General features: G+C 42.0%; 15 protein-coding genes. 12 read left to right on the top strand and 3 right to left on the bottom strand.

Translation table 11 applies throughout. The annotated features are described in order from the left end of the window. The first annotated feature begins 335 nt into the window (after positions 1-335). The 5 genes from leuA (at position 336) to rdgB (ending at position 5203) form a co-directional block, all read left to right on the top strand. Entirely contained in the window at positions 336-2033 is a 1698-nt protein-coding gene (gene leuA, locus ACF8FD_RS02495) for a 2-isopropylmalate synthase (RefSeq protein WP_392453079.1), read from the top strand. A gap of 101 nt (positions 2034-2134) precedes the next feature. After that, positions 2135-3292 carry a homoserine O-acetyltransferase gene (locus ACF8FD_RS02490; RefSeq protein WP_126038232.1) on the top strand — a complete coding sequence of 386 codons (1158 nt, stop codon included), beginning with the start codon at positions 2135-2137 and terminating at the stop codon, positions 3290-3292. Further along, entirely contained in the window at positions 3292-3885 is a 594-nt protein-coding gene (gene metW / locus ACF8FD_RS02485) for a methionine biosynthesis protein MetW (protein WP_004979039.1), read from the top strand. Before ACF8FD_RS02490 ends, metW begins: the two co-directional genes overlap by 1 nt. Further along, positions 3882-4472, top strand: coding sequence for a tetratricopeptide repeat protein (locus ACF8FD_RS02480; protein WP_392453077.1), 591 nt, complete (start codon positions 3882-3884; stop codon positions 4470-4472). The genes metW and ACF8FD_RS02480 overlap by 4 nt, the downstream gene beginning before the upstream one ends. A 104-nt stretch (positions 4473-4576) precedes the next feature. Further along, a complete protein-coding gene (gene rdgB, locus ACF8FD_RS02475) occupies positions 4577-5203 on the top strand; it encodes an RdgB/HAM1 family non-canonical purine NTP pyrophosphatase (protein ID WP_178928126.1) in 627 nt (208 codons plus the stop codon). Positions 5204-5319: 116 nt separating this feature from the next. On the opposite strand, the gene ACF8FD_RS02470 is transcribed toward rdgB, so the two are convergent. Further along, the gene (locus ACF8FD_RS02470) at positions 5320-6204 is read right to left on the bottom strand and encodes a permease (protein ID WP_178928127.1); all 885 of its coding nucleotides are present in this window, start codon (positions 6202-6204) and stop codon (positions 5320-5322) included. Between the two features lie 159 nt (positions 6205-6363). Here ACF8FD_RS02470 and tatA point away from each other — a divergent pair, with 159 nt between their 5' ends. The 4 genes from tatA (at position 6364) to ACF8FD_RS02450 (ending at position 10322) form a co-directional block, all read left to right on the top strand. Beyond that, positions 6364-6585: a Sec-independent protein translocase subunit TatA gene (tatA, locus tag ACF8FD_RS02465; RefSeq protein WP_004979030.1), complete on the top strand. Its 222-nt coding sequence runs from the start codon at positions 6364-6366 to the stop codon at positions 6583-6585. A 17-nt stretch (positions 6586-6602) separates the two neighbouring features. After that, positions 6603-7061: a Sec-independent protein translocase protein TatB gene (tatB, locus tag ACF8FD_RS02460; RefSeq protein ID WP_392453074.1), complete on the top strand. Its 459-nt coding sequence runs from the start codon at positions 6603-6605 to the stop codon at positions 7059-7061. After that, positions 7058-7837 (top strand): twin-arginine translocase subunit TatC, encoded by a 780-nt coding sequence (tatC, locus tag ACF8FD_RS02455; RefSeq protein WP_392453073.1) that lies wholly within the window; start codon positions 7058-7060, stop codon positions 7835-7837. The genes tatB and tatC overlap by 4 nt, the downstream gene beginning before the upstream one ends. 175 nt (positions 7838-8012) lie before the next feature. After that, positions 8013-10322, top strand: coding sequence for a PhoX family protein (locus tag ACF8FD_RS02450; RefSeq protein WP_392453071.1), 2310 nt, complete (start codon positions 8013-8015; stop codon positions 10320-10322). 40 nt (positions 10323-10362) lie between these two features. On the opposite strand, the gene ACF8FD_RS02445 is transcribed toward ACF8FD_RS02450, so the two are convergent. Next, a complete protein-coding gene (locus tag ACF8FD_RS02445) occupies positions 10363-11145 on the bottom strand; it encodes an NRDE family protein (protein ID WP_178928130.1) in 783 nt (260 codons plus the stop codon). 93 nt (positions 11146-11238) lie between these two features. Between ACF8FD_RS02445 and lgt the strand changes: the two genes are divergently transcribed. The 3 genes from lgt (at position 11239) to ACF8FD_RS02430 (ending at position 12907) form a co-directional block, all read left to right on the top strand. Then, positions 11239-12051, top strand: coding sequence for a prolipoprotein diacylglyceryl transferase (gene lgt, locus ACF8FD_RS02440; RefSeq protein ID WP_176537124.1), 813 nt, complete (start codon positions 11239-11241; stop codon positions 12049-12051). 100 nt (positions 12052-12151) lie between these two features. Then, positions 12152-12535: an AzlD domain-containing protein gene (locus ACF8FD_RS02435; protein WP_005400833.1), complete on the top strand. Its 384-nt coding sequence runs from the start codon at positions 12152-12154 to the stop codon at positions 12533-12535. A gap of 3 nt (positions 12536-12538) precedes the next feature. Beyond that, on the top strand, positions 12539-12907 hold the full coding sequence (locus ACF8FD_RS02430) for a hypothetical protein (RefSeq protein ID WP_005400834.1): 369 nt from the start codon (positions 12539-12541) through the stop codon (positions 12905-12907). A gap of 39 nt (positions 12908-12946) precedes the next feature. On the opposite strand, the gene ACF8FD_RS02425 is transcribed toward ACF8FD_RS02430, so the two are convergent. After that, positions 12947-13456, bottom strand: coding sequence for a CHAP domain-containing protein (locus tag ACF8FD_RS02425; RefSeq protein WP_005400835.1), 510 nt, complete (start codon positions 13454-13456; stop codon positions 12947-12949). Between the last annotated feature and the right edge of the window lie 404 nt (positions 13457-13860).

The following is a 13860-nucleotide window of genomic DNA, read 5'->3' as shown; positions in this document are numbered from 1 at the left end:
ATGAATCAAATTCGTAAAATGAAGAAAAAGATCAAATACATCTCAAAAATACACGGAAATATTTCCCCTAAATACCAAATTAAAGGGAAATATTTTTTCAGACACGACTAAAAGCCATAAAAAAAGAAAAATCTTTTCGACCGAACTGGATTAAACTCTTAAATATAACGTTACAAGGTTACTCACGGTAAATCTAAGTCGTATCAAATATTTACGTTTACAAACACCCTGAAGACTCCCTTGTAAATAGAGACCATAGACACAATCTATATAAATAGTAGGTTGCTTTTTATTACCCACTCAAATGCAACCCGTACTATGTAAGGAGTTACCTCATGATGTTGGCTGATCCAAGTAAGAAATATCGTCGCATGTATCAACGTGTTGACTTGCCAGACCGTCAATGGCCAAACAACGAAATTACAAAAGCGCCTATTTGGATGAGTACTGACCTACGTGATGGTAACCAAGCCATTTTTGAACCGATGGATATGGAACAAAAATTTAAAATGTTCCAAATGTTGGTCAAAATTGGTTTCAAACACATCGAGATCGGTTTCCCTTCTGCATCTCAAATTGACTTTGACTTTACTCGTAAATTGATCGAAGAAAATCACATTCCAGACGATGTCTATATCGAAGTTTTGGTTCAAGCACGTGATCATTTGATCCAACGTACTTTTGAATCTTTAGTCGGTGCAAAACGTGCCATCGTACATATCTATAATTCAAATGCCCCAACTTTCCGCCAAAAAGTCTTAAATGTCGATGTTGCAGGTGCGAAACAATTAGCAGTCAATGCAGCCAGCAAAGTCAAAGAATATGCAGCGCAATATCCTGAAACCGAGTGGGTATTCCAATACAGCCCAGAATGTTTCTCTGCAACCGAATTAGAAGTTGCAAAAGATGTATGTGATGCAGTTACCGAAATTTGGGAAGCGTCACCAAGCAATAAAGTGATTTTAAACCTACCTGCTACGGTTGAAGTTTCGACACCGAATGTTTATGCAGACCAAGTCGAATGGATGCACCGCAACATTGCTCGTCGTGATGGCGTGATTATTTCTGTGCACTGTCACAACGATCGTGGCTGCGGGATTGCTGCCTCAGAATTGGCGATTATGGCCGGTGCAGACCGTGTCGAAGGCTGTGTGTTTGGTAATGGCGAACGTACAGGTAACGTCGATGTCGCTGCGATTGCTTTGAATATGTACTCTCAAGGTGTTGCACCAAACTTAGATTTTTCAAATATCAATGAAATCATTGCAACGGTAGAAGAATGCACAGGCTTGCCTGTTCACCCTCGCCACCCTTATGCAGGCGACTTGGTCTTCACCGCATTTTCTGGTTCGCATCAAGATGCCATCAAAAAAGGGTTCGAGTTCCAAAAGAACGAAGAAATTTGGGATATGCCATACTTACCAATCGACCCGAAAGACTTGGGACGCGACTATGATGCTGTGATTCGCGTCAACTCACAGTCAGGTAAAGGTGGTATTGCTTACTTGTTAGAAGCAAATTACAACGTAGTATTGCCACGTCGTATCCAAATTGAATTCTCTCAAACCGTACAAAAACGTACCGATGAAGAAGGCACTGAAATTACCGCACAAGAAATTTGGAAATTGTTCAAAGAAACTTATGTGGACACCAAAGATACGCATTACTCGACTAAAAACTACCGTTTGTATGACAACAACGGAAAACAAGTGGTTGAGCTTGAAGTTGAAGTGAATGGTGAAACTCAGCAATTACGTGGCGAAGGCAATGGTCCAATCTCTGCGATGTTGGATGCTTTACAGTTACCAATTGATGTCTTGAGCTACGAAGAGCGCGGTATTAGCTCTGGGGCAAATGCTAAAGCCTTGGCTTTGGTTGAATTACAAGTCAAAGGTACAGGTAAATCAGCCTTCGGTGCAGGTATTCACGACAACATTGTGACCTCATCGATTGAAGCTATTATTGCGTGTACCAACCGCTTAATTGATCAAGGTGTGTTAAGCACAGATCAAGTGATTGCTGCTGCGGTATAAGTATTAGCAATAATAATTAGCACTAAAATGACTTTAGAAGGATATCCTCAAGTGGTATCCTTTTGTTTATTAACCCCAAAGATTTAAGGCGAATTATTCCTGTGTCTTTTCCTGCTGACTCCGTGGGTATCGTTAGTCCACAAAAGTTTACTTTTGAAGAGCCCTTAGAGCTCGAATGCGGTCGTATTCTTCCTCGTTATGAACTGATGGTTGAAACCTATGGTGAGCTCAATGCAGATAAATCCAATGCGATTTTAATTTGCCATGCACTATCGGGTCATCATCATGCTGCGGGTTACCATCATGCTGACGATAAAAAACCAGGTTGGTGGGATGCTTGTATTGGCCCAGGTAAAGCGATTGATACTTCAAAGTTTTTCGTGGTTGCACTGAACAATATTGGGGGCTGTAGCGGTTCAACAGGGCCAACTTCGCCAAACCCTGAAAATGATAACCGTCCTTATGGTCCTGACTTTCCTTTAGTCACCGTTCGTGACTGGGTTAAAACCCAAGCCATTTTATCCGATCATCTGGGCATTCAAGTCTGGAGTGCGGTGATTGGTGGTTCGCTGGGCGGTATGCAAGCTTTACAATGGTCGGTTGATTATCCTGATCGTTTGCAAAAATGCGTGATTATTGCCAGTGCACCGAAACTGTCTGCTCAGAATATTGCCTTTAACGAGGTCGCACGTCAGTCAATTTTGTCTGATCCGGACTTCCATGATGGTCGCTATCTTGAAAATGACAGCTATCCAAAACGTGGCCTAATTTTGGCACGTATGGTCGGTCATATTACCTACCTGTCTGAAGAAGCCATGAAACAAAAATTTGGCCGTGACTTAAAGTCAGGCAAATTTATGTACGGTTTCGATGTCGAATTCCAAGTCGAAAGTTATTTGCGTTATCAAGGTGAGCAATTTAGCCGTAACTTTGATGCCAACACCTACCTGATTATGACCAAAGCTTTGGATTATTTTGATCCTTCGCGTGAGTATGAACAGTCTTTAGTTAAAGCCATGTCACAGACCAAATGTCAGTTCCTTGTGGTGTCCTTTACCACCGACTGGCGTTTTACCCCGCAACGTTCACAAGAAATTGTGGATGCGTTGATCACCAATCACAAACCGGTGAGCTATTTAGATATCGACGCTGAACAAGGCCATGACTCGTTCCTGTTCCCGATTCCGTTGTATGTAAAAGCATTACGTGCATTTCTGGGCGGTTCTGAACACCTTCAAGCAACTCAGGAGGCTGTGTAATGCGTATTGATCATCAACTGGCAGAAAAATGGATCAAACCTGATTCCAGCGTACTCGATTTAGGTTGTGGTGACGGTGAATTACTGGCCCATATGAGCAAAAAGCACAATATTCGCGCATATGGACTGGAAATTGATCAAGAAAAGATTGCAATTGCGGTCGGTCGCGGGTTAAATATTATTCAACAAGACTTAAACTTGGGTTTAAGCCGCTTTGCAGACCAGTCTTTTGACTATGTCGTTATGGCACAAGCCTTGCAAGCGGTAGATGCACCAGATGTTTTATTACGTGATATGGTGCGTGTAGGGAAACAGGCGATCATTACTTTTCCGAACTTTGCCCACTGGAAGACCCGTTCTTTCTTGGCACTGAAAGGAATGATGCCCGTTTCTGAAGCTTTGCCGTACATGTGGTATAACACACCCAATATCCACTTATGTACTTTCCGTGATTTTGAAGCACTTTGTGCGGAAAATAACATCAGAATTATTAATCGACTCGCTGTAAATGGGGATCAACAAGATAGTTTACTCAGTAAACGTCTCCCGAATTTGTTTGGTGAAGTCGCAATTTATCGAGTGAGCGCTCTATGAAAAAACTATTCTTAAGCACGACACTATTGGTTGGACTTTTGAGCATTCAAGCTCATGCAGATTATGTTTCCCCAACCACGTCTGTTGCGAGTCAAGCTGCACAATATTCTGTTATGGATATCAATAGCTTAATTAAAGCAGCAAAAGCAGGTCAGCCTGCTGCGCAGTTCTATCTTGCAACTAAGTATCAACAAGGTAAAGACATCTCTGCAGATGAACGACAGGCCTTTGCTTGGTACAAAGCCGCTGCAGATCAAGGTCTTTCGGCTGCTCAGCTAAATGTTGGTCGTATGCTTGCAGATGGCGTAGGCACTAAAAAAGATGAATCTTTAGCACGTCAATACTTTGAAAAAGCAGCCAGTCGTGGTGATAACCGCGCAAGCTTTAACTTGGCGATGATGGAAGAGCAAAAGAAAAACTACATGGGGGCTTATCAATGGTATGAGCTTTCAACCCGTGATGGCATGCTCGATAATAAAGTGATTACGCTTTCTGAAGGCAAGAAAACAGCCTTGGCGGCAAACTTAACACAAGATCAAATTCGTCAAGCACGTGATCGTGCAGACAAGTGGATTCAAGCTCAATAAGCTTTTATTTCCATACTCAGCACCTTCGGGTGCTTTTTTATTGCCTATCCATGAGTAGGACTTGTTAAAATAACCGCATAATTTTTAAAGCATGGATCTTTCACATGGCATCAACTGATTGGTTATCTCAAGGTACCTTAGTCCTCGCAAGCAATAACAAAGGTAAAATTGCGGAATTTGAAAAATTATTTGCAGAACTCAACTTACCTGTTGAAGTGATTGCTCAAGGTAAATTGAATATTGAAGATGCCATTGAAGATGGTTTGAGCTTTGTCGAAAATGCGATTATTAAAGCACGCCATGCTTCTAAAATTTCAGGAAAACCTGCCATTGCAGATGACTCTGGGATTTGTGTCCCAGTTTTAGGTGGTGCACCGGGGATTTACTCTGCGCGTTATGCAGGCGAACATGGCGATGATACTGCCAATAACCAAAAGCTATTAGCTGAACTCAAGCCACTGCGTAAACATGGTCAAGCGACTGAAGGCATGTTTGTATGCGTTTTAGCGTTAGTACAACATGCCGATGATCCTCTTCCGCAAATTTTCCAAGGTATTTGGAAAGGTGAAGTACTAGAGGTTGCTCGTGGGGAAAATGGTTTTGGTTATGATCCACTGTTCTGGCTACCCGAGTTAGGGCTTTCAAGTGCAGAAATGAGTAAAGAAGAAAAAAATAAAATCAGCCATCGTGGCCAGGCGATGCAACTGTTTAAAGCCAGTTTAGAACAATAAAAACTAAGCTGTGTAATGTTGCCCCTTCTCCCCTCGGGGAGAAGAGTAGCGAAAGATTTCCTATATCCCCCTATCACCGTTGCGCAGCACTTGCATTTCCAGCTAAAAGTGAGTGCTTAGATCACAGCAAATACATGCAGCAATAAACCATAAATACTCACCACGGCACAGCTGATGATCGTACCTGAAGCAATGTATTTTGCCGATGTGCCTGTACCTTGATAATGCGTTTCCAAAGCCACAATATTGGCTGCTGGCGGTAAACAAAATAATAAGAACATGACCCCAATATATTGTTCAATATGAGGAATAGCAAGATAACGATAACTCAGCCCACACAGCACCACGCCACATACCAATTTTAACAAAGCTGTCCGACTACTTTGCCACAAGTCCGCTTTTTCAACTTTGGTGTGCCTCAACCACATGCCCAATACACACATGCCAGAGAAACTCATACCAAATTTGGCTGCACTATAAACCACATCAATCAGATCATGCTGTGACCAATGTTGTACCCCAACGAAACGAAAAATAACGGCCAGCATCAAAGCAATCATGGGTGGAGCACAGAGCACTTTTTTTAAAATAAACGAAAAAGCTAACGGTGTTTGGCTCACAGCCGTCACCGCCCAGAGATTGCCAAAAATAGAACCACCGATGTATAGCGCCACCATTGCTGGACTAATTTCTGTGCCAAACAACGCTATCGCAAAAGGAAAGCCTAGCCATGCCATATTGACATAACTAAAGCATAGGGCGCTTAATTTATTCTTTGAAAAGTATAAGAAAAAGTAAAATAAGAGCACTGCCACGACAAAACTGAATAACATCAAACTAAAGCTACCAGCCTGATAAAACACCATGTTGTAGACAATAACAATCGGAATAAAACAACGCGCTAATAGACTTGAAAATCCTGTTTTCAACCGTGTTGCCAATGGGGTAGATGCAAGGAATAAACCACTAAGAAAGGCCAACAGAGGGAGCAGCAACGTCACTTCAATATCCTTGAAATTTCACCTAATCATCATAACACTGCTTTTCCTCAAAATCTGTGCGGAGCGATCGTTTTGTCTTGAAATTGAAACATCATCGTCACCGCAATGTCACACAAGCCTGTTGATATAGGGAAAACGAAAAGTGATGAGGATCTACCCATGGCGGGACTATCAATTTGGCACGTACTAATTTTTGCAATTGTGGTTATTCTTCTTTTTGGTACAGCCAAACTTAAGAACTTAGGCAAAGATGTCGGTGGTGCCGTGAAAGACTTTAAAAAATCAATCCGTGATGAGGACGCTGAAGCAGCTCAACTCAATGAACCACGCACCTTAGAACATCAAAATAGCAACACAAGCAACTCAACCGTCAAACATTAAGTCATTGGAGTTTTGCGATGCTCAATATCGGCATGACAGAGCTTTTGGTGTTTGGCATTATCGCACTATTGGTTCTTGGACCAGAGAAATTACCTGAAGCGGCGCGCTTTGCAGGCAAGTGGTATGGCAAAGTCAAACGCATGGTCAGTAATGTACAAAATGACATTGACCGTGAGCTACGGATGTCTGAATTACGTGAGCAAATGCAAAATGAAATGAAGCGAATTCAGGAGCTTGAACAAAAAATGCAAGCTCAGATGCAACACATACAACAACAAAATATTTTGGCAAATGAAAAGCACCAAGAAACTGCCATACTCGATAATAAAAATATCTCCCATACTTATCAGTATGTAGATCAAAAAGCGCCTATCTTACTGACACTTCAGCCTATGAAACAAAAGTCATCTGTAGATTCGGCACCTTATTTAGGCTGTGTTCAAAATAGCTTTGAACCGATGCGGGAGGCTGTATGAAATCTAACAACTTAAATCCTGTAGTGACTCAAGATTCAGAGCAACTGCTGCTTGAAGAAATGCCGATTACTAAGCACTTGATCATCTTAAGAGGTCATTTATTTAAAATCGTCGGTTTAATTCTCATTTTGTTTTTTTGTTTATTGCCTTTTGCCAATCATAGCTACCAAATGCTATCTGAACCCTTACGAGCACAACTTCCAGTTAGCTCATCTATGATTGCAACGGATGTTACTGCCACCTTCATGGCGCCATTTAAACTGAACTTTTTTGTGGCTCTCATGCTGGCCATGCCTTTTATCATTTATCAGCTTTGGGCTTTTGTAAAACCTGCGCTATACGAAAAAGAAAAATCGCTCGCAACGCCTCTTTTGATTGGTAGTATTGCTTTGTTTTATGCTGGTGTGGCTTTCGCTTATTTCATTGCACTGCCATCCATTTTGCACTTTTTTATCAGTGTTTCCCCTGACACTGTGGCCCCAATGACAGACATCAACAGCTATCTCAGCTTCTGTCTAAAACTGTTTTTGGTTTTTGGCTTAACATTTGAAATTCCTATTGTTACCTTAATACTCATCTTGATTGGGGTGGTGAGCACACAACAATTGGTTGAAAAACGAAAATTCATTATTGTCGGCTGTTTTTTTGTTGCAATGTTTGTGACCCCACCTGATGCTCTTTCGATGATTATGCTCGCGATACCGATGTGGCTTTTATTTGAGATTGGTCTCTTTTTTGGAAAACTGATTGAAAAAAAGCGCGCGGCTGAAGCTTAAACTCCCCCCCGAGTTTAAACAATGAGCAGGCAAAATTGCCTGCTTTTTTTATGGCTAAATGTGCTACCGATCATTTCATGTTTTTGACATATAAACTTCACCACGCTGTCATATTGCATCTTTACTTTGTGTGTAACTTTCTAAAAACGACCAAGCAAAGACGCTAGGAATAAACATGACCTATCAAACGCCTTACCATGAAGACCAAGAACTGGATAATAATGACTCAAGCAACGTCCATTTTCGAGACATTCTAGAAAAACACATTTCACGCCGTAGCTTAATTAAGAAAACTGCAAGTGGAGCGGCTGCGTTAGCATTAGCATCAAGCTTAACAGCGTGTGGAGATGATGATAATTCTACAAACAATGAAACAACGCCTCCAACCGATCCAAACGTACGACCACAGAAATTAACATTTACCCCAGTAGATAAAAACTTAAATGACTGGGTTACGGTGCCTGAAGGCTATACAGCAACTGTACTCTATGCAATGGGCGATTCGATTAACCCAGCATATGCAGCATGGGATGATCAAAATGTCCCGTCTGGTCCGAGTTTCCAATTCCGTTCAGGTGATTGCCATGATGGTATGAGTTTTTTTGGTTTAAACAACTCAACTGGCCGTTATGATTCGTCTGCCTCAGAACAAGGTCTTTTGGTGATGAATCATGAATACATCAATCCAACATTCCTACATCCTAAAGGGCCAACTAAACCCAATGGCCGACGTCCTGAAGACGAAGTAATTCGTGAAGTCAATGCACATGGTGTCTCCGTAGTTCACATCAAGAAAGACAAGACAAATCAGAAAGTTGAAATTGTGCAAAATTCTATTTTCAATCGTCGTATTACAGGCTCAACAATCATGGACTTTAATGGTCCAGTGGCAGGTAACCCTTTACTCGCAACACAATATTCACCTGTGGGTCTCAAAACTCGCGGCACACACAACAACTGTGGTAATGGCTACACACCTTGGGGTACATATTTAACCACAGAAGAGAACTTTATTGGATATTTCAAACGTTCAGGTGCCGATGAATATGCAGGTCGCTCAGAGAAAGAAAAAATCGCATTAAAACGTTATGGCTTGGGCTTAAGTATTGATTACCTTTATGAGAAAAATGCAGATGGTACCCCGAAGAAGAATGAAAAAGGACAAATTATTTACCTCCTTGATCCAGCAGGAAATAAAATCCCAAATAAAGATGAGCAAAATCGTACCGTTTATTTGGATACGAACTCACGTTATGCTTGGGAAACCGCAATTGGCGAAGCTGAGTCGCAAGATCTATATGACCGTTGGGATGCAACTATTAAAGGAGCAACTGCTACACAAGACTTCCGTAATGGGCCAAACACCTTTGGTTGGATTGTAGAAATTGACCCGTTTAACGCAGGTCAAAACCCTGTAAAACGTACTGCACTAGGACGTTTCGCACATGAAGACTGTCGTGCAAGCCGTGCAATTGAAGGCCAACCGTTTGCCTTCTACATGGGGGATGACTCTCGTGGCGAATACATTTATAAATTTGTCTCGGATGCAACTTGGGACCCGAAAGACATTAACACAGGTTACCGAGCAGGTGACAAATACATGAACAATGGCAAGTTCTATGTGGCTCAATTTAATGATGACGGTACAGGACAATGGGTCGAATTGGCTTATGGACAAAATGGCCTAAATGAACAAAACAGCATTTACCCATTTAGCTCTCAAGCAGAAGTCCTGACCTTTGCACGCTTAGCAGGTGACACGGTTAAAGCAACCAAGATGGACCGTCCAGAATGGGTCGCAGTTAACCCAGAAAATGGGGAAGTTTATGTTACGCTGACCAACAACTCAAACCGTGGTACAGCATATACAACCGATGCAGCGAATCCACGTAACTATAGCGACCCAGAAGGCGGTAAAGGCAATGTCAACGGTCATATCATTCGCTTCAAAGAAGAAAACTCAGCGGCAGAGACCTTTGAATGGGATATTTACTTATTTGGTGCTGAAGCTGCGATGGCGGAAAACATTAACCTCTCAGGTTTAAATGATAACAACGACCTGTCATCACCAGATGGGATGTGGTTTGACCCACGGGGCGTGCTGTGGATTCAAACCGATGATGGCGCGTATACCGACACAACTAACTGTATGATGCTTGCAGCCTTACCGGGTCAAGTGGGTGATGGCGGTGCTGCAACTGCTCCAAATGAACAAGCAACTATTGTGGGTGCAAAAGTTACAGATGAAAACTTACGTCGTTTCCTCACAGGCCCTGCTGAATGTGAAATCACGGGGGTAACCATGACGCCTGACCACAAAGCCATTTTCATTAATGTGCAACATCCGGGTGAAGACTCTAAGAGCTACGATGCACCAACCAGCCACTGGCCTGCAAGCCAAACCGATCGTACGAACCAAACTGCGCGTCCACGTTCGGCAACCGTGGTCATTACACGTAATGATGGCGGTTTGATCGCAGGTTAAGCAAAAACACAGCAAATGCCGACCTCATGTCGGCATTTTTTTATAGTTTAAAGAATACCGTCTGTTCCGTGATTTTTCCTTTACACTCACCCTGCTGCTGCTTTTCCAACCAAGACCATTGTTCATGGGTCATACGCAGGAAGTTAGAACAGCGTGTCCCATAAATAGGGCTTCGAATAAAGGTCGAAGATAATAACTCTTCCATATCCAGACTAATGCCAGTTTGCGGCAATAAGTTTGGAATAATCTTGCGCTCATCTTCCAAAATATCCCATGCAGCTATCTCCACATCACTTTGTAAAATATGGCTTTGTTGCAACATTGGTAAAAACTCTTGAGTAAAGCGCTTACGTAAATGTTTGGTTTTTTCCCAATGTTCCGTCATCAAACCATTCGACACCACATACACGCCTTTCGGAAGAACCTGTGGTGCTTCACCACGATTGCTCATATAGACCGCCTGATAGCGATCCCCCATAAAAAGATTAAAACCCGCATAGTCACATTGTTTTTTCTCTAAGTCTTGAGCAAAACGAATCGGGGTTTGTTCAGACTCTAAAAAGGATTGAATCAAATGTCCGCGAGACGTTGGATAGCTGGTTTGATCCTTTCCATCGCGAAAGTTAGTTAAAACTGCCCAACGTCCTGTTGGCGTTATACCCATCCATGTGCCGCCAGACTGCAAATCTTGCCCTGCAATAATCGGGCTATTTTCCCATTGCTTTAAATGGCTCGAAGGGCGCTGATAGAACTCATCTCGATTTGAAATCAAACACAATGGCATCTCATCCAAGACCTGCCATGCTATTGCCACAATACACATAAACGATACTCATCATCTTTACACATTGAATGTACAACATTTTTCATCTCTTTCAGCTAAAATCTGTTCAAAACATAATGACTAGGAATATGCATGCTGACCTATCCAAATATTGACCCCGTCGCAATAGCACTTGGCCCTTTACAAGTCCATTGGTACGGACTGATGTATTTATTGGCCTTTTTGTTTGCTTGGGGACTAGCAAGCTACCGCGCGAAAGAACGAGGTTGGACACCGGACATGGTCTCCGATCTGATCTTTTATGGCGCTCTAGGTGTAGTTATTGGTGGTCGTGTCGGTTACGTCTTCTTTTATGGCTTTGAGCAATTCCTTGCCAACCCTATTTGGCTATTCCAAGTCTGGACAGGCGGAATGAGCTTCCACGGCGGCTTCTTGGGTGTAATGCTTGCCATGCTGTTTTGGTGCAAGAAATACAAAATGACTTGGTTCCAAACCCTCGACTTTATTGCGCCATGTGTACCTACAGGGCTCATGTTTGGCCGTATTGGTAACTTCATTGGTGGAGAGCTTTACGGTCGCCCTGTTGCAGACCCAAACTTTGCATTGGGTATGATTTTCCCAACGGATCCGCTACAGCTAATTCGCCATCCTTCTCAGCTCTATCAGGCCTTTTTTGAAGGGTTATTGTTATTCATCGTACTGTGGTGGTTCAGTTCAAAGCCACGTCCTCGCATGGCGGTTTCAGCGTTATTCTTGATCGGTTACGGTATGGCCCGCTTCATCGTAGAATTCTTCCGTGAGCCTGACAATGGGCAACTATTCATCGCATGGATGAGTAAAGGTCAATTCCTCAGTCTGCCAATGATTTTGGTTGGTACGTGGATGATGTGGTATGCCTATCAAAAGAAAATCTATGATTGGGGTCCACAAAAGAATAATGGCTAATCCGATGAGCGGATAAAATATTGGGGGCTTCATTGCCCCCTTTTTTAGGGCCAAATTATGCTAAAGTGACATATGTTTGGTTTTTAAATACATCACTCCCATGCTCGAATTTTGGTTTAATCCCTCAATTTCTATTCTTAAAAAATTACTTATTTTTATTGCAATTGCTGTTGTAACAGGTGTGTTGTATTGGATGGAACCCCTGAGCCTCAATGCCATTTTAATGTTCTTGGGTACTGGGATTGTTTTTCTGATTTGTCGTTACTGCAAAATCCATTTTGCGGCCAAAAATCCTACAGGTTTTTTATATCGTCTACTGACTTGGATTCCTATTGCCCTACTCTTAGCGCTGATTTTTATGAATATTAAAGATGGTGAGCTACTGGTTCCGGGTGCACAAGGGATTGGTTTTATGGCGCTAGGGATTTGCCTATTTTCCCCCCTATCTCTTTTGCATAGCAATACTCAGCCTGAGTCTAAATAAACCATGTTGAACTTTTGGTATTCGGAACGCTGTAGCCGTCAAATTAAACTCATCGTTTGTATTGCCACTTGCGTGATGATTTTTATGGCAGCACAAGTTCAACAGCTTGGCGCAATTTTTATTGGTTTGTGTCTCGTGATTGGCATTGCAACGCATTTGCTACGTGGTGTGCTATTGAAGATTGCTCAGGACAATCCGTATCGGGAAGGCTTTTCGCGTTTGGTTATTTTTGTACCCCTAATTGCCCTGATTTGTTTGCTGGGCTATCTCCCCGCTCAAGATAAAATTGCGCTTGCGCTCCAGTGTATCGGCTTTAGTGGAATTGGTTTATTTTTAGTATCGATTCACGCACAGCGTGAAAAAAGAATTTAATCGGGATGCGGAGTTGCTCTACATCCGGTCAACATCTGCTTAATCCATTCGATAATAGCTGTAGTTCACATTTTGGTTACGGTAAACCGCATAACCACTTTGTTTAAAATCAGAAACCCAGCCATTGCCTGAATAAGCGGCAATATGTCCATAACGGTTTTTTGCAGTACGGTCGATAATATAAATATCACCTTTTTTAGGCTGATCAAAAGATAAATTAATTTTACGATAACCAATGCTGGTTAGGGTATTCCCCCAATCTGCCGCAGCCACAGGATGACTCTTGAAGCTTGCACCCGCAGACTCTAAGCCAATGCGAATACTTTTAGCACATTTTTGAGTGCTGGTTTGACGGGTAATATTTCTTAAAAATCCTGTAAATTTTTCAATATCCACACGCTGATGGTTGCTAATAGCCCTTTCTCTTGCTTGCTTCGAGCTTAAAATATCCGCAGCGGTAACATTTCGCTCTGACTGAGAACGTATTATGATATTGGTTTGCGCAGGCGCATAGATGTCATTCATATTTACGTTTTGATCATAAGGCATACTAAAACCAACTCTCCTCCCAATCATTAGGGGTGTGCAACTTTTCGAGTTCGAAATACTAACCGCTCAGTATTGAACTTTCATGTCGTAAATGTAATATTTTTTTTCAAAATGCAACACAACTTTTCTAAAGTTTTATTTTCTCTGTACTTTTTGAAACTTAAATTAACTAAAAAAATTTACCCCTTACCCAAGTCCTTTTTCGGATTAAGCTCAAATGTTTCACCATTGGCTAATGAAGTCCTTAGATATGGAATGGATTGCCCATCTAAACGGCTATCTATTTAGATTCGATACAACTCAATTATTGCAGTTTAAATCCTGCACAAAACCACTTTAACCTGGTTCTCTGTAATAGCTTTCACATAACTTTTATATGATTAATCATCTCGCCTGACTTACTA

Source organism: Acinetobacter sp. TYF_19 (genome assembly GCF_043105125.1).
GTDB lineage: Bacteria > Pseudomonadota > Gammaproteobacteria > Pseudomonadales > Moraxellaceae > Acinetobacter > Acinetobacter johnsonii.
Note: the sequence above shows the minus strand (reverse complement) of the source record. Positions and strands in the feature narration are given on the sequence as shown.

What these genes read in the sequence shown, in the direction of transcription:
- ACF8FD_RS02435 (WP_005400833.1), top strand. Translation starts at nt 12,152, where the DNA reads ATGCTCGAATTTTGGTTTAATCCCTCAATTTCTATTCTTAAAAAATTA.
- ACF8FD_RS02450 (WP_392453071.1), top strand. Translation starts at nt 8,013, where the DNA reads ATGACCTATCAAACGCCTTACCATGAAGACCAAGAACTGGATAATAAT.
- leuA (WP_392453079.1), top strand. Translation starts at nt 336, where the DNA reads ATGATGTTGGCTGATCCAAGTAAGAAATATCGTCGCATGTATCAACGT.
- ACF8FD_RS02480 (WP_392453077.1), top strand. Translation starts at nt 3,882, where the DNA reads ATGAAAAAACTATTCTTAAGCACGACACTATTGGTTGGACTTTTGAGC.
- metW (WP_004979039.1), top strand. Translation starts at nt 3,292, where the DNA reads ATGCGTATTGATCATCAACTGGCAGAAAAATGGATCAAACCTGATTCC.
- ACF8FD_RS02430 (WP_005400834.1), top strand. Translation starts at nt 12,539, where the DNA reads ATGTTGAACTTTTGGTATTCGGAACGCTGTAGCCGTCAAATTAAACTC.
- tatC (WP_392453073.1), top strand. Translation starts at nt 7,058, where the DNA reads ATGAAATCTAACAACTTAAATCCTGTAGTGACTCAAGATTCAGAGCAA.
- lgt (WP_176537124.1), top strand. Translation starts at nt 11,239, where the DNA reads ATGCTGACCTATCCAAATATTGACCCCGTCGCAATAGCACTTGGCCCT.
- tatB (WP_392453074.1), top strand. Translation starts at nt 6,603, where the DNA reads ATGCTCAATATCGGCATGACAGAGCTTTTGGTGTTTGGCATTATCGCA.
- ACF8FD_RS02445 (WP_178928130.1), bottom strand. Translation starts at nt 11,145, where the DNA reads ATGTGTATTGTGGCAATAGCATGGCAGGTCTTGGATGAGATGCCATTG.
- rdgB (WP_178928126.1), top strand. Translation starts at nt 4,577, where the DNA reads ATGGCATCAACTGATTGGTTATCTCAAGGTACCTTAGTCCTCGCAAGC.
- tatA (WP_004979030.1), top strand. Translation starts at nt 6,364, where the DNA reads ATGGCGGGACTATCAATTTGGCACGTACTAATTTTTGCAATTGTGGTT.
- ACF8FD_RS02425 (WP_005400835.1), bottom strand. Translation starts at nt 13,456, where the DNA reads ATGCCTTATGATCAAAACGTAAATATGAATGACATCTATGCGCCTGCG.